The organism is Neiella litorisoli (assembly GCF_014773395.1).
In the GTDB taxonomy this organism is placed as follows: Bacteria; Pseudomonadota; Gammaproteobacteria; order Enterobacterales; family Neiellaceae; genus Neiella; species Neiella litorisoli.
Genome location: NZ_JACXAF010000004.1, coordinates 42,273 through 62,560, shown reverse-complemented (window position 1 = coordinate 62,560; position 20,288 = coordinate 42,273). Strand labels below are relative to the sequence as shown.

The following is a 20,288-nucleotide window of genomic DNA, read 5'->3' as shown; positions in this document are numbered from 1 at the left end:
CACGAACCAAGTTGTGATTTTAGCGCTAAAAGCTTAAGTGGAGCAGTTGTTGTGCCTGGCCGGTCAGGTACATGGTTTTCAACTGGGCTTCCAGGGCATCTAAATCCTGTGCATCGCTGCTCAAGTTACACGCCATAAAACTCATGCTGGTGTAAAAACTTAGGCTCGGCGTCAACTGTTGTTCGCCGACTAAACTCGAAGCTTGCTGTATCGATTGGATGTCTGCTACCCAAAATTCAATGCGACCATGTTTCAACATCTGCAAGCCTTGGGCGATGCTGCTGGTTTCGTAGGTGCTGAAGCCGTTGTCAGTAAGATAGTTGGCCACTGCAGAGCCAGCATAGACACCAATTTTATGGGCTTTGGCGTCATTTAAAGTAACTAGCTGGTGGTTGTTTTCAGCGAGCGAATAGAGCCCAAAACGATTCACTGATATGGGGCCAATCCAACGAAAATCTGCTTCGCGCCGCTGGGTTCGGAACACCGGAAACGTGCAGGTGTTTTTGTGCTGCGCCGCTTGTTGAATCGCTCGCTTGAGCGGCAATTTGACGAATTGGTATTGGACGCCAGCTTGCAAAAACAGCGGTGTAACCAAGTCAATAGCATGGCCAGTTGGTTTAGCTTGCCGATTAATTTGTACCAATGGCGGGTAGTCATACACCAATAACTTGATGGTGGCCGACGCTGGTGTAACGAGCAACAGGCAGAGAATGAGTGGCACTAGTCTTGCCATAGCTGTAGCGCCTGTTGATAGGGTAAGGTTGCTGGTTTATCCGGTGCCTGTTGCTGCGGCCACGGGGCGCCCGGTTGACTGAGCCAGTAGCTCTCGGGCTTTGCTTCCCTTAGTGTTGGTGCGCAGCGCAAATCATCTGTTTTGCTGATTGCAAGCAGGCGCTGCTCAACAGTGTTGGCAAGTTGTTTCATGCTGTCGGTGACGGTTTGTTTACCTTGAACGGCAGGCCCGATATGACGCCACCAAGCATCGGATAAGGCCGCATAATTGGCCACGCTTAGCCCTGTTGGGGTCCAATAATGACGCGCCTTACTTTGATAGAACTCCAGCAGCCCGCCCCACTTATCTGAATTGGCCGTCAAATAGCGGGAGTGTATGTCGGATTGGCGGATCGGCGTAAAGCCGTTGAGAAATTTGGTCATGGAGACGGTTTTAGATACAACAAACTGCGCGTATAGCCAAGCCGCTGCGGCGCGATGCTTTGGGGTTGAGCGTAAAAAGGTCCAGCCGCTGACGTCTTGATAACCCGACTTCATGCCTTTTTGCCAATATTTACCACGAGGGCTGGGCGCGACCCGCCATTTCGGATTGCCGTCGCTATCGAGCAGTTGGTCGGTCAGTAGGTCGGGTAAAAATGCGGTGTACCAAAAGATCTGCTGGGCAATATTGCCGCGGCCCAAATAGGCCGAAGATGTTGAAAAAGTCAGATCGCGGGCTTCTGGTGGCGCATACTGGTTAAGCCAACTGATGTAACTTTCTACTGCATAAATAGCTGCAGGACTATCCAGCGCGCCCCCGCGGCTAACAGAAGCGCCAACAGGGTGACAATGCTCTACTCGAATGCCCCAATCGCCGACACCTTGTTGCTCGGCGTAGGGTTGGCCATTGTCCGGCAGGATGTCATTGGCACCAGCGAGGCTTAACCAAGAATCAGAGATCCGCCAACCTAAGGATGGATCAAAGTGACCGTAATCCATATGGCCCCAAACCCGCTGGCCATCGATTGTCTTGACGATATTGGTGAAAAAGTTGGCAATATCCTGATAGGCCGCCCAGTTTTGTGGTACGCCTAAGGGGTAACCGTAGTGCGCTTGAAATCGCTGTTGCAGCTGCGGATCGCTAAACCAGTCATGGCGGTACCAGTACAGGTTGGCAAATTGCTGGGTGGGGAGTTGGTAAAGTTGGCCGTCGATACCAGTGGCAAACTGCAGGCCAATGAAATCATCTAAATCAAGCGTTGGCAGTGAAATGTGCTGCCACTCGTTTTGCATCATTGCTGAAATCGCAAGGGTTTCTGGGTAGCGCGAATGGGTGCCAATAAAATCGGTATCGTTGACATATGCATCATAAATCGGCAAAGCCAATTCCATTTGCACCTGTAGTTTGCGCACCACATCGTCTTCTTTGGTGACTTCGTGAATGACATGAATGCCAGTCAGATCATAAAAGGCCCGCGCCAACACTTGTGACTCGTACCTGTGGGTTGGAATGTCCTCGGATACCACGTGAATAGTGAGATCGCGATAAGGCGCAGCAGCTTGATGAAACCACTTTAACTCCGCTTGCTGTTGCTCTTTGCTGAGGGTGGAATGAACGAAGTGCTGTGTTAGCCAGTACTCAATCGCCTGGGTTGAGGATGGCGTTGCTTCGGCGGCTTGCAGCACGATCAGAGTAATGATTGGCAACAACAGTAAACGCTTCGCGCGCCGTCTGTTCATTGAAACGTCCCTCTGATCAACTGCCATTCCTTTAACTTAGCCTAAGTTGCAAAAATCCATATCGATTAGTTGCGCATAGTGGCCAGTTAATTGCTCAGAGTTTGAGTTAGCACAATAGGCGAGGTCAGTGATGGCCCTAATACGCCTGGAAGTGCAGCAAACTGCGTTGCGCTAGCGATGGGCAACGCAGTCAGCTAGACTTAGCTGTCAGTGTCGTAGGCGATATTAGGCGCCAGCCAGCGTTCAGCTGTGGCCATGTCCCAGCCTTTCTTGGCAGCGTATTGTTCCACTTGATCACGCTGAATACCGGCTACAGCAAAGTACTTGGCATCCGGGTGACTAAAGTAGAAACCAGACACCGAGGCGCCCGGCCACATGGCGTAGCTTTCCGTAAGCTTCATGCCAATCTTGCCCTCAACATCCAGCATCTGCCAGATTTTGCCTTTCTCAGTATGCTCAGGACAAGCGGCATAACCCGGCGCAGGGCGGATGCCCTGATACTTCTCTCGGATCAGATCATCGTTTGCTAAATCTTCATCTGCCGCATAGCCCCAATGAAGCTTGCGCACCTGCTCGTGAAGGTACTCGGCAAAGGCTTCGGCCAAGCGGTCACAAACGGCCTGCACCATGATAGCGTTGTAATCGTCACCAGCAGCTTTAAACGCTTCGGCGATTTGTTCTTCGCCAACGCCACCAGTGACGGCAAACGCGCCGATGTAATCAGCTTTTCCAGATTTAGCAACATAGTCGGCCAAACAGTGGTTGAGCTTACCTTTTGGCTTGCGAGTTTGCTGACGTAAATGGTGCAGGGTGGTCAGCACTTCGGTGCGTGATTCATCACGGTAGACAATGGTGTCATCACCATCTCGGTTGGCAGGGAACAATCCAAACACACCTTTTGCTGTAATTGAGCCTTGCTCCTTGATGCGAGCAAGCATGTCATTGGCTTCGGCAAATAGCTTCTTCGCTTCTTCACCGACGGTGGCGTTGTCAAAGATCCGAGGATAAGAGCCTTTAAGCTGCCAGGTCATGAAAAACGGGGTCCAGTCGATGTACTTTTCAAGCACACTGATGTCCATTTCTTCAATCACCTGCACACCGAGCTGCTGCGGCACCGGCGGTATGTAGTCATCGGCGATCACATAGCCATTGCCGCGGGCTTCGGTCATATCGATGGCTTGCCCGCGCGGCACTTTGCGGGCGTGTTGATCGCGGGCAACCTGATATTCATGATTGAGCCGTTCCACAAACGCCGGACGTTGTTCATCAGATAGCAGCGCCGCGGTCACGCCAACGGCGCGCGACGCGTTGGGCACGTAAACCACTGGCTGATCGTAATTCTGCTCTATTTTCACTGCGGTATGAGCTTTTGAGGTGGTGGCACCACCAATCATTAGCGGCAATGTGAAGCCTTGGCGCTGCATTTCTTTAGCGACATGGACCATTTCGTCGAGTGACGGCGTGATTAAACCGGACAAGCCAATGATGTCGACTTTTTCTTCCCGAGCAACCTGCAGAATCTTCTCGCAAGGGACCATCACACCGAGATCAACGATCTCGTAGTTGTTGCATTGCAACACCACGCCAACAATGTTCTTACCGATATCGTGAACATCGCCTTTTACCGTCGCCATTAACACTTTACCGTTGCTGGTACCGGCTTGTTTTTCTGCCTCAATGTAAGGCTCAAGGTAGGCCACCGCGCGTTTCATTACCCGTGCGGACTTGACGACCTGTGGTAGGAACATTTTGCCGGCGCCGAATAGATCACCAACCACGTTCATGCCATCCATCAATGGCCCTTCAATGACATGAAGAGGTCGATCTGCTGCTTGTCGCGCCGCTTCAGTATCTTCTTCAATAAAGTCGGTAATGCCTTTGACTAGTGCATGTTCGAGGCGCTTGTTGACGTCCCAACTGCGCCATTCGGCATCTTGGGCATCGTCTTGGGCGGCGCCGCTGTCACGGTATTTATCGGCAATTGCCAATAAGGTTTCAGTGGCCTCATCATTGCTATTCAGGACGACCGCCTCAACGGCGTCGCGTAACTCTTGCGGAATATCTTCGTAAATGGCCAGCTGACCGGCGTTAACGATGCCCATGTCCATGCCATTTTGAATGGCGTAGTAGAGGAATACGCAGTGAATGGCTTCACGCACCGGATTGTTACCGCGGAACGAGAACGACACATTCGACACACCGCCTGAGATCATGGCATGGGGCAGGTGCTGTTTGATGTCTTTGACCGCTTCAATAAAGTCCACAGCATAATTGTTGTGTTCATCAATGCCGGTGGCAACAGCAAAGATGTTGGGGTCAAAAATAATGTCTTCTGGCGGGAAGCCGACCTTGTTGACGAGCACATCGTAGGAGCGCTTACAGATCTCAAACTTGCGCTCACGGGTATCCGCTTGGCCGGTTTCGTCAAAGGCCATAACAATAACGGCAGCGCCATAGCGACGAATGGTCTCCGCTTGTTTGATGAAGTTCTCTTCGCCTTCTTTCAGCGAAATGGAGTTGACCACACCTTTGCCCTGAATGCACTTCAAGCCAGCTTCAAGGACTTCCCATTTGGAGGAATCAATCATGATGGGAACGCGGGAAATATCAGGCTCGGCAGCAATTAAGTTGAGAAAACGAACCATGGCCTTTTTGGCATCGAGCATGCCTTCGTCCATGTTGATGTCGATGATTTGGGCGCCGTTATCGACTTGCTGACGTGCCACTTCAAGTGCTTCGTCGTAGTTTTCTTCGAGGATAAGCCGCTTAAAGCGGGCGGAGCCGGTGACATTAGTGCGCTCACCAACATTCACGAACAGATCATCCGCATGAATGTTGAATGGTTCTAAGCCTGCCAAGCGGCTGGCAACTGGCAGTGTTGGCTTTTGCCGAGGGGCAATCCCTTCCAGTCGTTCGGCGAACTGGCGGATGTGCTCTGGCGTGGTACCACAGCAACCGCCGACCATATTCAAAAAGCCAGCATGGGCCCACTCAACGATATGATCGGCCATTTCTTCTGGGCCAAGATCATACTCACCAAAGGCGTTCGGTAAGCCGGCATTTGGATGCACCGCGACATACCCTTCGCTGACCCTCGAAAGCTCTTCGACGTATTGACGCAGCTCGGCAGGGCCAAGGGCACAGTTCAGGCCCATGGTCAGTGGTTTGGCGTGACGCACCGAATTATAAAATGCTTCTGTAGTTTGACCCGACAGGGTTCGGCCGGAGGCATCGGTAATAGTACCGGAAATCATAATCGGCAGGCGTCGGCCAATTTGCTCGTAGGCTTGCTCAACTGCGACGATGGCCGCTTTGGCATTGAGGGTGTCGAAGATGGTTTCAATCAGGATCAGATCAGAACCGCCTTCAATCAGCGCTAACGTTGCTTCTAGATAGGATTCAACCAAACCATCAAAAGTGACGTTGCGGAAGCCAGGATCGTTCACATCGGGACTGATCGAACAGGTTCGGTTGGTTGGGCCAAGAACACCCGCCACATAGCGCGGCTTGTGGGGCTCTTTGGCAGTGAACTCATCGGCAACGGAGCGCGCTAATTTGGCCGCTTCGAGATTGAGCTCATGACACAGCGCCTGCATGTCATAGTCGGCCATGGCAATGCTGGTGCTATTGAAGGTATTGGTTTCAATAATATCGGCGCCAGCTGCAAAATACTCGGCATGGATGTCACGAATGATTTGTGGCTGGGTTAGCACCAACAGGTCATTATTGCCTTTCACATCACAATGCCAATCAGCATAGCGCTCACCACGATAGTCTTGCTCTTCGAGCTTATACGCCTGAATCATGGTGCCCATGCCGCCATCTAAAATCAGGATGCGGTGTTCAAATGCTTGCTCAAGGGACGTCTGGCGATTGTTGTTGTGACTCACTTATTAACCTCTTCAGCGGAAAACCGTACAACGGAAATCTGATTATTATGACAATTTAGAAGCCAGCGCGACCGGCGTCAGCTGCTGCAAATCGTATGGTGTTGTCTGGTAAACAAAGTAGTTCAGCCAATTGGAGAACAGCAGATTACCATGGCTGCGCCAGCGTACCAGCGGTTCTTTGCTTGGATCATTGTCGCGGTAATAGTTTTCAGGCACCGCTGGATTGAGTCCGGCACTCGAATCGCGAACAAATTCGTTGTGCAAGGTTTCAGGATCGTACTCTGGGTGTCCGGTAATAAACAGTTGCCGGCCATCGGGAGAGGCTACCAAATGAACGCCAGTTTGCGGCGAGGCCGCCAAAATCTGCAAGTTGGTTTTCTCTTCAACCTCGTCGGCGTTGATCTCAGCGTAGCGCGAGTGAGGCACCCAAAACACATCATCAAAGCCGCGCATCAACGGGTGATTGCGATACAGCACTTGGTGTGGGTAAACGCCGGAATACTTTTCTTTACGGATTTTTCGGTCAATGCCATACAGGGTGTAGAGCGCAGCATGGGCAGCCCAACACAAGTACATGGTTGATGTGACATGCTGGTTGGCCCAATCAATAATGGTTTTCATCCGCTCCCAAAATACCACGTCATTCCATTCCACCAAGCCCAGCGGAGCGCCAGTGATGATCATGCCATCGTAATTTTGCTGCTCAACTTCTTCAAAAGTCCGGTAGAAGGCATTGAGATGTTCTTCTGGGGTGTTTTTCGACGGCCGGTTGTCAATGCGAAGTAAATCAACATCCACTTGCAATGGTGTATTGGATAGCATCCGCATGATTTGGATTTCAGTTTCAATCTTTTTCGGCATCAGGTTCAACAGCAGGACTTTCAACGGCCTAATATTCTGTGATGAGGCGCGCTCGTGGCCCATCACAAAGATGTTTTCTGTGGTTAATACCTGAGCGGCCGGTAACCGGTCGGGAATGTTAATAGGCATGCTGTTGTTCCTGCGACGAACCAAAGTGGCGAAATGATAAATCATCAACGTCTAGACGTCTAGAAGTCTGATCCAGTGAAATTTTTTTTGCTGATTGCATTTCTATATTAAAAACGGCATCAGTGCCGCTGACTAACCATAGAGAATGAACAATGAATAGCGTGTATGCAGTTGCTCAGAAAACCATAGAAAAAGTGAATCTGGCTGATTTCTTGGCACCTTTGGTGTTTCGCTTAATCTTGGCGCCAGTGATGATCATCGCGGGCTACAATAAGCTGCGCATTGGTGATGCCGATGCAGGCATGTTCGAGCAGTTTTTAGCAAAGCCAAACATCGTCGCCTGGTTTGGCAATCCGGAATGGGGCTTAGGGTTGCCAGCCCCAGATTTACTGGCATTTTTAGCCGGTTGGGCTGAGTTTGGCGGCGGCTGGCTGCTGTTGTTCGGTTTATTGACACGATTGGTGGTGATCCCGTTACTTATTACCATGTTGGTCGCAGCACTGTCGGTTCACTGGGTCAATGGGTGGCATGCCATTGCGCCAGCGAATGGCGCCACTAGTGTCGCGACATTTTTCGATTGGTTTGGTTTTCCGGGGGCAGCCGAAAGCCTGCACAATAGCAATGAAGTTTCTGATCGGCTGGAGCGTATTCGCGGCATTATTGAAGCCAATGGCAAGCCCAGTTATCTCTATGCCACAGGGCCTGTGGTGATCCTCAACAATGGTATTCAGTTTGCGGCGATTTATTTTGCCATGTTGTTGAGTTTGTTATTTACCGGCGCCGGACGTTGGTTGAGTCTGGATTATTGGTTGGCACGACAAATCGAGCCTGCAAAAACTTAAGGCGTGATGGCCAATGTGAGCGAATAGCTGGATCATCGTGCTAAGCTCAACTTATTATTTTGACCCACTGCCCAGAGCGGTGGGTTTTTGTATTGATGATTAACAGAGGACATTGATGGACGCTATTGACTTGCTACTGAATCGCCATTCTCACGCCAATTTAGCTGAGCCTGCGCCAAACAAAGACGAGCTGGATATTATCGTCCAAGCGGGGCTGCGAGCGCCGGATCATGCCCACTTGCGACCATGGCGGTTTATTGTCTACCGCGGCGAGGGGCGACAAGAGTTAGCTGACGTGCTGGAGCGCGCGGCCATCAACAATCCCGATCTTGATCAAGCCGCCATTGATAAAGCACCGAAGATGCCATTCCGAGCACCGGTTGTGATCACTGTCATTGCCAAAGTATCTGCCCACCCCAAAGTGCCACCGCTAGAGCAGCATTTGAGCGCTGGCTGTGCGGTGATGGCAATGCAGCAAGCGGCATTGGTTCTTGGCTATGGCGGCATTTGGCGCAGTGGCGTCTATGCCACCGACCCATATGTGCGTGACGCTTATCAACTGGCTGACGATGATGAAATCGTTGGCTTCCTGTATTTGGGCACGGCGCAGGGCGAAACACGGGTAGCGGCAATGCCGCTAATGGAAAAGTATGTTGAGTTTATTGGTGATTAATTCATCTATTGATAGCGTGATTGGCTTATTGCTTGTCTAGACAAAGGGCGGAGGGCTTGAGTTGGCGTTTTTGCCTGCCTGCTATAGGCAAAAAAAAGCTCGGAACGATTCCTGTTCCGAGCGTAGGGGAATGGCTCTTGTTGAGCCGTGCGCTAACTAACTGTTTCATGGAAGCCACCCGAGGGGGGATGAACTGTCCAGATAAAATTAGTGTAGGCCAGATTGCCGATAACGCCACTATTTCGCCTATTTTTTAGCCTTGAAAGTGTTTAAAACTGGGTAACTGGTTGATCCCGTACGAGATCCCGTGGCAAAGAATTTTTAATTCGTTGATTGATTACTTTTCCTAAACCCAATACCTGGTGCTCGAACTGGACCAACACTTCGCCTTTTTTCGGCAATTCAGCCACCTCTCTGACGTCTTTACCCTGCAGGAACTGCTGCGCTTGCTCGGCATTTAACTGGACGGTTCGAGCGGACGCTTCTGCGCCGAACGCAATGGCAAATTCATGGCATAGCCGGTAATCCTTTTTGTGGCGCTCTGCCACTCGGATGCCGATACGATTAAATCTGACTTTATCAATGAGCGGCTCGATAGCTTTGGGAAACAGCCAACAGACGTTGTCACGCTGGTACCAACTCATGTCGCTCGGCGCTTTTAGGCCAAACTGTTGCAGGTGCGTCTCAATGGCGCTCTGTTCGTTGTGCGACATGGCCTGATAGGGAAATTGACCCAGTCGAAAGTCGCTCGTAGGTGGTGCCTCGACCGCTGCTGTTTTCTCAAATGCAGCAATAAAAAAGCCTTCTGAATCGTATATCTGTGGCCAGATATGCAAATAACCTTCTGGCGTCAGTGCTCGTTCTGCGCCTGCAAACAAGTTACCCAATGAGCGGCATTCAACGGCGCCGGAAAATTGTTCAAGCAGGTGCTGGCACACCTGCTGATTTTCTTGTGGATTAAGAGTGCAGGTTGAGTAAATCAACACGCCACCGGGTTTGAGGGCATGAAATGCGCTCACAATTAGCTGCTTTTGCAAGGCCGCCAGCTCTTCGATTGAGGCCATTGACCATTTCTTCATTACCTCTGGGTCTTTTCTGACAGTGCCTTCACCGCTACAAGGGGCGTCAAGCAGCACCGCATCGAAGGTTTGCGGTAACGCTGCGCCAAACACGCTGGCATCAAAATGGGTGAGGGCGCTATTGCGTACCCCGCAACGCTGAATATTGGTAAATAGGCCTTTTAGTCTGGACCCTGATAACTCATTGGCCACCAAGCCGCCGCTATTATTCATCAGCGCAGCGATTTGGGTGGTCTTGGAGCCAGGTGCCGCCGCCATATCCAACACCAATTGTGGCTGGTTGCAGAGGTGAGCAAGGGCCATTGGCGGCAGCATCGAGCTCGCTTCTTGAATATAAAACTGACCGTTTAAGTGGCTAACATGATTGCCCAACTGGTAATCAGGCGGGTTCGTTAACCAATAACCCTGTGGGCACCACGGAATGGCGTTGGTTTCGGCAAGCAGCGGCTGCAGACTTTCACCAGCTGGTGCTTTTAAAGTGTTTAAACGGATACTCTTTCGCAGCGGCTGTTGACTTATTTCCAACAATGACTCAATGGTCAAATTTGGCGGTAGTATCGACTTAGTGTTTTCAATAAACTCTTGAGGAAATTCCACTTTCGTCATGATGCAAAGTTAGGTAAGAGGCCAGAACAGCGGCAGATTCTAACATAACGATAAAAAGGACGTAGCGTGTTAAATCGAGTTTGGCTGGTGATGATATTGGCCAGTTTCCTGACCGCCTTGGCGCAATGGTTGTTGGCTGGCGACTTAGACAGTATCAATGGACTGGTCGCGGCGATGTTTGACAGTGCCAGCCTCGCGGTTGAAATTGCCCTAGGACTGATTGGTGTGCTGTGCTTGTGGCAGGGGCTATTTGCCATTGCCGAGAAATGCGGTGTAGTGAACTGGTTGGCGACCAAAGTGACGCCATTATTCCAGTTATTGATGCCCGGTATTCCTAAAGGCGATCCGGCGTTTGGTAGTGTCACCATGAATTTGGCCGCCAATGCGCTGGGCCTCGACAACGCGGCAACGCCACTTGGCATTCGGGCCATGCAAGATTTGCAAAAGCACAATCCCACGCCTGATACCGCCAGTGACGCCCAGATCTTATTCTTGGTACTCAATACCTCGTCTGTCACCCTGATCCCAATCACGGTGTTTTTGTATCGGGCGCAACAAGGGGCGCAAGCGCCGGCCGATGTGTTCTTACCAATTTTAATGGCGACCACAGCGTCGACGTTAGCCGGTTTGTTAATGGTCGCCTTGGTCCAGCGAATCAACCTGTTGCAGCGCCAAATTCTGATTGCATTTGCCGTCATCGGCGCGGCGATGCTGGCGCTGGTCGGCTATTTGATGCAACTCAGTGCTAGTGCTATCAGTGAGCAGTCGACGCTAATGGCGAATTTGCTGCTTATCGGCTTTATCGCCACTGTGCTGCTATTGGCGCAGCGGCGTCAAGTCGCGGTTTATGATGAGTTTATTGAAGGTGCCAAACAGGGCTTTGAAACTGCGATACGGTTAATTCCGTTTCTGGTGGCGATGCTAGTGGCGTTGGCCATGTTACGCGCGAGCGGGCTGCTCGGCATGTTGGTCGATGGTCTCGCTTGGCTGGTAGCTGTTGCGGGCGGTGATACTCAATTTGTTGATGCGATGCCGGTCGCCTTTGCTAAACCATTTTCCGGCTCAGCAGCGCGAGCACTATTGATCGACACCATGCATGTCCACGGCGCAGACAGTTTTGTTGGTCGTCTCGCCAGTATCTTTCAGGGCAGCACCGAAACCACCTTCTATGTCTTGGCGGTGTATTTTGGTGCGGTCGGCATCCGTAATAGCCGGTATGCCCTTTGGTGTGGTTTGTTCGCCGATTTAGTTGGCATTATTGCAGCAATTTTTATTGCCTATTGGTTCTATGGTTGATGCAATAATTGCAGCGCGCTGATCACCGATTGGTATAGAATGCCGGCCACGTGATTGCCCATTCGTGAATTTGATATCAGGAAATTTTCTCTATGTTGACTGTCGATCTGGTGCGCTATTTAGATGAGTTGTTGCAAGCCGATAAGATCCGCGATTACTGTCCCAATGGCCTGCAGGTACAAGGCCGAGATGCCATTGAACGTATTGTGACGGGGGTTACTGCAAGTCAGGCGCTGGTCGATGCCGCGATTGAACGCAATGCTGATGCGATTCTGGTTCACCATGGATACTTTTGGAAAAGCGAATCACCGACGATCACAGGCATGAAGCACCGGCGTTTAAAGGCATTGCTCGGTGCTGATATCAATTTGATTGGCTACCATTTGCCACTCGATGTCCATCCGCAACTGGGCAACAATGCCCAGTTAGCCAAGTTACTCGAGATTGAAGTGACCGGCGGATTAGAGCCTGCCGATCCGTTTTCGGTCGCGATGAAAGGGCAGTTTAACAAACCGCTGTCGGGGGCTGATTTAGCGCAGCGGCTCAGCAACGTATTGGGACGAGCGCCATTGCATATTACTGGTGGCGATCGACCGATTCGCACTGTTGGTTGGTGTACTGGCGGTGGTCAATCGTTTATTGAACAAGCGGCGCTGGCTGGCTGCGATGCCTTTATCAGTGGCGAGGTATCGGAACAAACCTTTCACATCGCCAAGGAGCTGGCGATCGATTATTTCGCTGCAGGCCACCACGCCACTGAGCGTTATGGTGTTCAGGCTTTGGGTCAGCATCTTGCTGAAGTGCAGGGCTTGAGCGTGGAATTCATTGATATCGACAATCCGGTGTGATCTGCGCGTGGCAAAATCTAAAGCACGTCAGGCGACGGTCACTAAATCCAATTTTGATGGTGCTGCGGGCAAATTCGCCCGCAGCATCTATTCCACGCCCAAAGGTAAAGTCCGCTTAGCGGTATTGCAGCGTGATTTGGCTGAGCTGCGCAATGGCGCGCCGCTGCGAATATTGGATATTGGCGCTGGCATGGGGCAAATGGCGCTGTGGTTCGCCGAAGCCGGTCATCAGGTGACGTTATGTGATATTTCGGCGGACATGTTAGCTGAAGCTAAGATTAATGCGCGCGAGCGTCAGCTTGAGCAGCAACTTGAGTTTATTCATTCCGATCTTTTTGCTTTGCCGCCGACGGCGCCGTTTGATCTTATTTTATGTCACGCGGTGATTGAATGGGTCGAGCAACAAGCCGCATTTGTTGCCAAACTTGGCGAGTTTCTCAAACCCCAAGGTCATTTGAGTCTGATGGCCTACAATGCCAAGTCAAAACTGTTTCATAACCTTGTTGCTGGTAATTTTGATCATGTCGCCAGCGGCATGAAACGCCGCAGTCGGCAACGCTTGAGCCCGCAATGGCCGGTCGATCTGCAAGCGTTACAGCAAACCCTAGTTGATAACGAGTTTTGTCAGTTAAAACGCTCTGGCGTGCGGGTTTTTAGTGATTATGTCAGAGATAGAGAGCAGGCTGCGGCCAATGAGCAACAATTGATTGAGCTTGAGTTGAGTTATGCCGATGATCAGGAGTTGTGTGCTATTGCCCGCTACGTGCACTACGTGTGCCAGCGACGTTAGTCACGGCCTCTGGCTTCAGCCACCAGTCGGTTTCCATTGGTGGCACATCATCCGGTAGGAATGGATTTTTCAGTTCGATCAGTATCCTTGGTTTACTCATCAAGCGCTCGCTAATCGCGCCGAAATGTTTGTCAAACAGCGCTTTAAAACTACCATCTAGTTTGGCAATCGCCAGTCCTGCGGTTAATCGCTCCGCCAGTTGTTTGTTACCACGGTTGACGAAAAAATAACGCGGAAATGCGTAGTACAGCGCAATGTCTTCGTTGAGCGCGATATCTGGGTAGTGCTTTGTTTGTTCTTTTAATTCGGCTTCTACTTCATTGAGACCGCGCGGCAGGTAATCAATTTGGCCGGTGCCCAACATGGCAAACAATTCTTGATATTGCGGCGAGGTCATCACTGGCAGCCGGTTTCGATACAAGATCCGCAAATCTTCCCAGTGCAGGCCAAAGCCTGCAATTACATTGTCGCGCAGTTGCTGAACCGATTGGATATCGGCAAATTTAGCATCGGAAGTTCGGTTGGTTAGCAGAAGCCTAAAGCCAAGCATGCCTTGCAATAAAGGTTGTTTCACCGCGAGGTAATTTGCTTCACGTCTTTTGCTGGTGGGCAGAAATGCGATGTCAACTTCGCCTTTGGTAAGTGCCCGTAGCCCTTGTTGCTCTGTCATCGACGACTGATGTGCAACCGTGGTTGCTTGACCGTATTCTGGCTCGGTGATTGTCAGTAAATGTTGCAGTAATTCAACTTCATAGCTGAATCTGTCGTGACTTTGGAAATAGACCACATGAGTCTGAGCATAGCTAGTGGGGGCCAGTAAGATTAATGCCAGCGAGACGATTAATTTCCGCACCACTTCGGTCTCCAATTACACTAGACTAACGTCAAACAACGATCACCATAAGCTTCAGTATGCCTATTCAGCCTCCGCAATCAACCTTGGCTACCCCATGTTTTGACCGCCGTAGCACTGGTCAGTTGATCTTATCTGACAATTGTGTGGTGGTGCGGGCAAATGGCGCCGCCATTTCGCAATTGCAAGATGTCATCGTCGCCAGTTGGGATTTGAGCTTGTGGCAAGATCTACCGGTCCTTGGTGATGGCTATCAAATGCTTTGCCAATGGCGGGGAACTTTGCGCCAACCCCAGCAGGTTAGCCGCTGTGCTGATAATGACCGCGACTACCGGCGCTATTCGCCCGAGCAAGTTCGTTACTACAACTACTTAATCGTCGAAATAGAGCCCAACCAAGCGTACTGGCTTTGTGGTTTTCCGCAGTGCCAACAATTCAACGGCTATTTTGAATATCGTCAATCGGGCTTGTTGGTCGCCGTGGTCGAAACGGAACAAATGACGCTGCAATGCAACGAAGAGTTCGTGCTGCCAATGCCGGTGTGCTTTTCAGGTGTGTCGATCAGTGACGTAACAAGCCAATTTGCTGCCGCGATTCAACAGCATCACGGGCAACCGCGGTTTACTGAGTCGGTCAAAGGTTGGTGCTCGTGGTATCACTACTACGAGCACATCACCACCGATATTATTGCTGCCAACAGTCAGGCGTTGAATGAGCAATTTCCGCAAGCCGATGTGGTGTTGATTGATGATGGCTACCAGCAAGCAATGGGGGATTGGTTAGTGCCATCGGACAAGTTTGCCGGTGGCGTCGAATCGGCCATTTCCGCCATAAAACAAGCCAACTGCCGACCAGGGATTTGGTTGGCGCCGTTTATTGCAGAGCAGTCGTCGCAATTGTTGCAACAGCATCCAGATTGGTTCGTACGCGATCAGCACGGCGAATTACTCCGGGCCGATGACATTACTTACGGTGGCTGGCGTTGCACGCCGTGGTATTTGCTCGATACATCGCAAGATGGTCCGTGCCAATACCTAAAACAGACGGTCGCTACCATGCGCAAGCGTTGGGGCATCGTGTTATTCAAACTCGATGCGCTTTATTGGGGCGCGCTCAATGTTGCCCGCGCTCAGCCAATGACCAGCGTGGCGGCTTATCGGCGGGGCTTAGCGGCGATCCAAGAAGGCGCGGGCGATGCCATGGTGCTTGGTTGCAATGCGCCAATGTGGCCGTCATTGGGGCTGGTCGATGCGATGCGGACTAGCGACGATATCCACCGTCACATGCATCGTTTTCATCAACTGCATCAAGAAAATGCCGCCCGCAGTTGGCAGCATCAGAAACTATGGCTGTTGGATCAAGATTGCGTCACATTGGCCGATCTCAATACGCCATATCAACAACAGCAAGCAAGTCACGATGAGTACTTGTTCCATGCCACTTCAATATTGGCTCATGGCGGCAACCTCATGCTTGGCGATGCCATGCTCGATATTCCACCATTGCAACGCAGTATGATTGAACGTTTGTTAACGCGTTGGCAATACAGCGAGCGAAGCGCTGATTATCGCGATTTGAATTTTAATCAGGCTCATTTGCAGCTAAACCAAGAGTGCGATTTGTACTTGTTGTTTAATCCGCAGCGAGAAGTCGCGTTAAGCTATCGGTTGGCTCAGCCACAAGCAGTGGATTGGTTTGATTTTTGGCAGCAAATGCCATTGGCCGATCAGCAGCGCGAATTTACCTGTGAGGTAGGGCCTCATCAAGCGCGGGCAATTTTAACTAAAAAGCGAGTGTAATCGGGCTTAGAATTTAACTTGGTAGGATAGCCCAAGTTTACTATCGCCAAGGCCAGGTAGGGTACCTGAGGTATATAGCGCTCGCAGGCTAGAGCGGTCATCGAGGGGCAAACTGGCGCCGACACCAACGGCAAATTTAGCCTCATTAAACTGCAAATCAGCATAAGGCATATAGCCATGCAGCGGATCATCTTGGCTACGATGACTTAACGCATAGTAGCTAGGATCATAGGCTTGGCTAAATACTTCAAAGCGGACATTGTCATGGGGCAGCGCAACCAAAGGCAAGGCAATGTATTGGTAGGCGACTGCTTCGGCATCATAAAACTGATCGGTTGCCGTCGGTAAGATTTCAATTTTGTGGCTGTAGTTAACCAGCGATTGGTAAACCGCGTTGTAGGTATGTTTTGCAAAATCAGAAGCAGAACTGAGCGATTGGAAATCAAGCGGGAACTTTTGATTGAAATGAACGAAGCTAACACTGCCAGTGGCCAGATCGGATGGCACTTCGACAGCAACATCGACATCATTCCGTTCAATGGCCTGACAAGGAGTCAGTGAACAGAGCGATAGGGTTCCAGCAACGATAATCGAACCAATCAGGTACTTCATAATCACCTTTAGGTAACGTACAACAACGGACTGTGCGTTAATAGCGGTTAAGAAAGTACCAGTACGATAGAGCAAAAATCAACCAATTCTTTTGACGTCGAACAAATTTGTGAACGAGTCGTTGCATTTTGCAATCATGTCACGACTAAACCGGAAGTTGACTGAACTTTATTCGATTTCTGTAACGCGCGGCGAAATTAAAGTGTTGAAGGTTTCGTTCGGCCGTTTTCTCTGTATTATCTGCAATCATAATCAAAACAACCATGTTGGATTCACCACTAGTGACTCGTGCTGACAAGCCGTTCAGTCATTAGCGGGTTTGTTGAGGGAATTAGGGCATGCGACTCGGAATCACTCCTGCGCTGGCGTTATCGCTGGCTTTTTGCAGTATCAGCGCCACAGCGGACTACCAACCCGCATCATTTGATATTGCTGAAGGTTTAAAATTTCAGCCTCAGCTAAGCATCATCAATGGTTATGATGACAACACGGCTCACAGCGCCAACGATGAAGTTGATAGCTGGTTTACAGTGGTCAATCCGCAGTTGTCACTCAAAGCCGGCGATCCGCTGAGTCACTTTGCCCTGAGTTACCAACTGAACCACGCTCGCTATCATTCCAGCGACGAAGACGATTACACCGATCACAAGTTCACTAGTAAGTGGCATCATGAATTAACCAGCCAACATCGGTTGACTCTCAACTATGACTATATTCGCGATCACGAAGATCGCGGAACGGGTATTAGCGAAGGCCAGGGCAATAGCCTTGACGAGGTGGTGGAACGGGAATTACGAAATGCCAGCTTGGTCTACGGCTTTGGCGTCAGCGATGCCCGTTTTAATGTTGACTTGCGACTGGTTTATGACAGCAAAGAGTATCGCAATTACCGCCAACAAAGCATGTTTCGAGATTTTGATACGGTCACTGGTGGCTCTACTTTATATTGGCGGTTAGGTCCTAAAACATCCTTGTTGCTCGATTTAAGTCGATCTGAGACCGAATACGATCGGCAGGCAAGTGGCGAAAGCAATCGCGACAGCACCGATCAAACCTACCATCTAGGTGTGCGCTGGCAAGCGACAGGCAAAACCACTGGCATCGTTAAGCTTGGTTATTCCGATCGCGATTATGATGATGCCGCTCGCGCTGACTTCTCAGGTTTAACCTGGTCTGTTGGTGCCGAATGGTTACCCAAAAGCTACTCCAAGTTCATCATAGAAAGTGGCCGCCGCGCAAAAGATCCCGATACCCTTGGCGACTATGTAAAGGAAACCAATGCGGCATTGCGCTGGGAGCATGGTTGGAGCGAACGCTTAACCACTATCATTGGCGCCAAATATATTGATGAAGAGTTTACTGGTTTGGACCGCGATGATGACTATGTCGCTGGCCAACTGGGACTTCGTTATGACTGGCGTCGTTGGCTGCGTACCGATTTGAATTATCAATACAGCGACCAGGACTCCAACATTGACAGCCTGAGCTACGATAAAAGCACCTACTGGCTGACCCTGCGGGCGGCGCTGTAATCCTGCTGAAGTGGCAACGAAGCTGGCCTCAGGCCAGCTTTTTTTATCAACCGTTGCTTCGTTAACCACAAATGTGAATCAACCACTCGACAATGAAAGTATCCAGTTGTTTTGGCGACAAAGGCGCGCTAGCCAAAGCGATTCCGCAATTTAAGCCGCGCCAAGCCCAGCTCGATATGGCCCTAGCGGTTGAAAAAGCGATGAAGCAAAAGACCAACTTAGTGGTCGAAGCCGGCACCGGCACCGGTAAAACCTTTGCCTATTTGATACCGGCGTTGCTGAATAAAGGTAAAACCATTGTCAGCACCGGCACCAAAGCACTGCAAGAGCAGTTATTCCATCGTGATTTACCCACGGTTATTAAGGCCCTTGGCTGTGGTCGTCCAGTAGCACTCCTTAAAGGTCGCGCCAACTATTTGTGCCGTTACCGAATGGATTTGCACCTCAAGCAAGCCGACAAATTGCTGGAAAAGGATTTACAGGCAGACTTGGTTATCGTTAAACGCTGGTCCAATCGCACCGATACGGGCGATATTGGCGAGTTGACTGAGCTGGGCGAAGATAGCCGGATTTACCCTTACGTGACCTCTAGTCAGGATAATTGCCTAGGCCGAGACTGCCCCGATTATGAAGATTGTTATTTATTGAAAGCCCGTAAGAAGGCGCAAGAAGCTGAGCTGGTGGTGATTAATCATCACTTGTTTTTTGCCGATATGGCGATAAAAGACACGGGTTTTGGCGAGTTGTTACCGCAGGCGGATAGCTTTATTTTCGATGAAGCGCATCAGTTACCCGATATTGCCACCATGTATTTTGGTACCTCATTGTCGACCCGCCAAATTGTTGATTTGAGCAAAGATGTTGAAGCCGCTTATCGTTCTGAAGCGGCCGATCAGGCGCAGTTGGGTAAGGCCGCCGCAAGGTTGTCACAGGCCGGTCAGGATCTGCGATTATGTTTTGGCCGCGATCCAAGCAAAGGTAATTGGCGCGAACAGCTTCAGCAGGCCAATGTTCAACAAGCGGTGAAACGGCTCAGCGATGACTTGAGTTTCTTATTTGATGTCCTGAAATTAGCGCTCGGTCGCGGCAAGTTGATCGATCAATGCTGGGAGCGATGCAGCCAATACATCAATCAACTGAAGGCGATTTGTCAGATTGATGAGCTAGGTAATAGCTATTGGTTTGAAACCACCCCGCGGCATCTCATTATGCATTTAACGCCGTTGGATATTGCCAATCGGTTCGCAGATTTTATGGCGCAGCAACATGCCTCTTGGGTCTTCACTTCGGCAACTTTGCGAGTCGGTGACGGCTTCAGTCACTTTTCTTCGCAAATGGGCATTCAACGTACCGCCGAGTTAAGCTTACCGAGCCCATTTAACTATCAACAGCAAAGCTTATTGTTTGTGCCGGCGTCATTGCCTGAGCCAGTTGCCGGCCAACCGTCAGCTGGGCAATTTATCGATACCATATTGCCGTTAATTGAAGCCAGTCAGGGCGGTGTCTTTGTGCTGTTTACCAGTCATCGAATGATGCAGCAGGTGGCCGCCGAAATTGGCGAGCATTTGACGCGCCAAATTCTGGTTCAGGGCAAAAGCTCCAAGCGAATTTTGCTCGACCAGTTTGTTGCCGCTGGCGATGCGGTGTTATTGGCAACCGGCAGCTTTTGGGAAGGCGTTGACGTCCGTGGCGACGCGCTTAGCTGTGTTATCATCGACAAATTGCCATTCGGCGCACCCGATGATCCGTTATTAAGTGCCCGCATCGAAGATTGCCGGCGTAGTGGTGGCGACCCGTTTTCAGCCATTCAGATCCCGAAAGCGGTGATCACTTTAAAGCAGGGCGCGGGCCGCCTGATCCGTTCGGTCACTGATCAGGGCTTACTCGCGATCTGTGATTCTCGGCTGGCTTCCCGAGCCTACGGCAAAACGTTTTTGCAAAGCCTGCCGGACATGCCAAGAACCCGTCGACAAGACAAGGCGGTGGCATTCTTGCAACAACCATCGACAGAATTGAAAACCGATTAA

15 protein-coding genes are annotated in these 20,288 nt (G+C 50.6%); 8 read left to right on the top strand and 7 right to left on the bottom strand.

Translation table 11 applies throughout. The features are described 5' to 3' along the window. Positions 1 to 25: 25 nt before the first annotated feature. The 4 genes from IC617_RS04190 to metA all read right to left on the bottom strand — a co-directional run bounded on the left by IC617_RS04190 (position 26) and on the right by metA (position 7,331). The gene (locus IC617_RS04190; protein ID WP_191143733.1) at positions 26 to 733 is read right to left on the bottom strand and encodes a substrate-binding periplasmic protein; all 708 of its coding nucleotides are present in this window, start codon (positions 731 to 733) and stop codon (positions 26 to 28) included. Then, positions 721 to 2,451: an ABC transporter substrate-binding protein gene (locus IC617_RS04185; RefSeq protein WP_191143732.1), complete on the bottom strand. Its 1,731-nt coding sequence runs from the start codon at positions 2,449 to 2,451 to the stop codon at positions 721 to 723. Before IC617_RS04185 ends, IC617_RS04190 begins: the two co-directional genes overlap by 13 nt. A 200-nt stretch (positions 2,452 to 2,651) precedes the next feature. Then, positions 2,652 to 6,341, bottom strand: coding sequence for a methionine synthase (gene metH / locus IC617_RS04180; protein WP_191143731.1), 3,690 nt, complete (start codon positions 6,339 to 6,341; stop codon positions 2,652 to 2,654). Positions 6,342 to 6,386: 45 nt separating this feature from the next. After that, a complete protein-coding gene (gene metA, locus IC617_RS04175) occupies positions 6,387 to 7,331 on the bottom strand; it encodes a homoserine O-acetyltransferase MetA (protein ID WP_191143730.1) in 945 nt (314 codons plus the stop codon). Positions 7,332 to 7,483: 152 nt separating this feature from the next. Between metA and IC617_RS04170 the strand changes: the two genes are divergently transcribed. Both IC617_RS04170 and IC617_RS04165 read left to right on the top strand, forming a co-directional pair. After that, positions 7,484 to 8,173, top strand: a complete 690-nt coding sequence (locus IC617_RS04170; RefSeq protein WP_191143729.1) for an HvfX family Cu-binding RiPP maturation protein — start codon at positions 7,484 to 7,486, stop codon at positions 8,171 to 8,173. Between the two features lie 115 nt (positions 8,174 to 8,288). Beyond that, complete coding sequence (locus tag IC617_RS04165; RefSeq protein ID WP_191143728.1) at positions 8,289 to 8,846, top strand: NAD(P)H nitroreductase; 558 nt, start codon at positions 8,289 to 8,291, stop codon at positions 8,844 to 8,846. Between the two features lie 269 nt (positions 8,847 to 9,115). On the opposite strand, the gene rsmF is transcribed toward IC617_RS04165, so the two are convergent. Then, positions 9,116 to 10,531 carry a 16S rRNA (cytosine(1407)-C(5))-methyltransferase RsmF gene (rsmF, locus tag IC617_RS04160; RefSeq protein WP_191143727.1) on the bottom strand — a complete coding sequence of 472 codons (1,416 nt, stop codon included), beginning with the start codon at positions 10,529 to 10,531 and terminating at the stop codon, positions 9,116 to 9,118. Between the two features lie 66 nt (positions 10,532 to 10,597). Here rsmF and IC617_RS04155 point away from each other — a divergent pair, with 66 nt between their 5' ends. The 3 genes from IC617_RS04155 (at position 10,598) to IC617_RS04145 (ending at position 13,465) form a co-directional block, all read left to right on the top strand. Then, positions 10,598 to 11,827: a nucleoside recognition domain-containing protein gene (locus tag IC617_RS04155; RefSeq protein WP_191143726.1), complete on the top strand. Its 1,230-nt coding sequence runs from the start codon at positions 10,598 to 10,600 to the stop codon at positions 11,825 to 11,827. 92 nt (positions 11,828 to 11,919) lie between these two features. Continuing rightward, the gene (locus IC617_RS04150; protein WP_191143725.1) at positions 11,920 to 12,675 is read left to right on the top strand and encodes a Nif3-like dinuclear metal center hexameric protein; all 756 of its coding nucleotides are present in this window, start codon (positions 11,920 to 11,922) and stop codon (positions 12,673 to 12,675) included. Positions 12,676 to 12,682: 7 nt separating this feature from the next. Continuing rightward, positions 12,683 to 13,465, top strand: a complete 783-nt coding sequence (locus IC617_RS04145) for a methyltransferase domain-containing protein (protein ID WP_191143724.1) — start codon at positions 12,683 to 12,685, stop codon at positions 13,463 to 13,465. Here the strand turns inward: IC617_RS04145 and IC617_RS04140 are convergent. After that, positions 13,425 to 14,321 carry a type 2 periplasmic-binding domain-containing protein gene (locus IC617_RS04140; RefSeq protein WP_191143723.1) on the bottom strand — a complete coding sequence of 299 codons (897 nt, stop codon included), beginning with the start codon at positions 14,319 to 14,321 and terminating at the stop codon, positions 13,425 to 13,427. The genes IC617_RS04145 and IC617_RS04140 overlap by 41 nt on opposite strands. 56 nt (positions 14,322 to 14,377) lie before the next feature. Here IC617_RS04140 and IC617_RS04135 point away from each other — a divergent pair, with 56 nt between their 5' ends. Beyond that, positions 14,378 to 16,117 carry a glycoside hydrolase family 36 protein gene (locus tag IC617_RS04135; protein WP_191143722.1) on the top strand — a complete coding sequence of 580 codons (1,740 nt, stop codon included), beginning with the start codon at positions 14,378 to 14,380 and terminating at the stop codon, positions 16,115 to 16,117. A 6-nt stretch (positions 16,118 to 16,123) separates the two neighbouring features. On the opposite strand, the gene IC617_RS04130 is transcribed toward IC617_RS04135, so the two are convergent. Then, positions 16,124 to 16,729 carry a hypothetical protein gene (locus tag IC617_RS04130; protein ID WP_191143721.1) on the bottom strand — a complete coding sequence of 202 codons (606 nt, stop codon included), beginning with the start codon at positions 16,727 to 16,729 and terminating at the stop codon, positions 16,124 to 16,126. 338 nt (positions 16,730 to 17,067) lie between these two features. Here IC617_RS04130 and IC617_RS04125 point away from each other — a divergent pair, with 338 nt between their 5' ends. Both IC617_RS04125 and yoaA read left to right on the top strand, forming a co-directional pair. Continuing rightward, positions 17,068 to 18,261, top strand: coding sequence for an outer membrane beta-barrel protein (locus IC617_RS04125; protein ID WP_191143720.1), 1,194 nt, complete (start codon positions 17,068 to 17,070; stop codon positions 18,259 to 18,261). 92 nt (positions 18,262 to 18,353) lie between these two features. Further along, positions 18,354 to 20,288 carry a DNA repair helicase YoaA gene (gene yoaA / locus IC617_RS04120; RefSeq protein WP_191143719.1) on the top strand — a complete coding sequence of 645 codons (1,935 nt, stop codon included), beginning with the start codon at positions 18,354 to 18,356 and terminating at the stop codon, positions 20,286 to 20,288.

What these genes read in the sequence shown, in the direction of transcription:
- metA (WP_191143730.1), bottom strand. Translation starts at nt 7,331, where the DNA reads ATGCCTATTAACATTCCCGACCGGTTACCGGCCGCTCAGGTATTAACC.
- IC617_RS04125 (WP_191143720.1), top strand. Translation starts at nt 17,068, where the DNA reads ATGCGACTCGGAATCACTCCTGCGCTGGCGTTATCGCTGGCTTTTTGC.
- IC617_RS04190 (WP_191143733.1), bottom strand. Translation starts at nt 733, where the DNA reads ATGGCAAGACTAGTGCCACTCATTCTCTGCCTGTTGCTCGTTACACCA.
- IC617_RS04130 (WP_191143721.1), bottom strand. Translation starts at nt 16,729, where the DNA reads ATGAAGTACCTGATTGGTTCGATTATCGTTGCTGGAACCCTATCGCTC.
- IC617_RS04170 (WP_191143729.1), top strand. Translation starts at nt 7,484, where the DNA reads ATGAATAGCGTGTATGCAGTTGCTCAGAAAACCATAGAAAAAGTGAAT.
- IC617_RS04185 (WP_191143732.1), bottom strand. Translation starts at nt 2,451, where the DNA reads ATGAACAGACGGCGCGCGAAGCGTTTACTGTTGTTGCCAATCATTACT.
- rsmF (WP_191143727.1), bottom strand. Translation starts at nt 10,531, where the DNA reads ATGACGAAAGTGGAATTTCCTCAAGAGTTTATTGAAAACACTAAGTCG.
- IC617_RS04150 (WP_191143725.1), top strand. Translation starts at nt 11,920, where the DNA reads ATGTTGACTGTCGATCTGGTGCGCTATTTAGATGAGTTGTTGCAAGCC.
- yoaA (WP_191143719.1), top strand. Translation starts at nt 18,354, where the DNA reads ATGAAAGTATCCAGTTGTTTTGGCGACAAAGGCGCGCTAGCCAAAGCG.
- IC617_RS04165 (WP_191143728.1), top strand. Translation starts at nt 8,289, where the DNA reads ATGGACGCTATTGACTTGCTACTGAATCGCCATTCTCACGCCAATTTA.
- IC617_RS04135 (WP_191143722.1), top strand. Translation starts at nt 14,378, where the DNA reads ATGCCTATTCAGCCTCCGCAATCAACCTTGGCTACCCCATGTTTTGAC.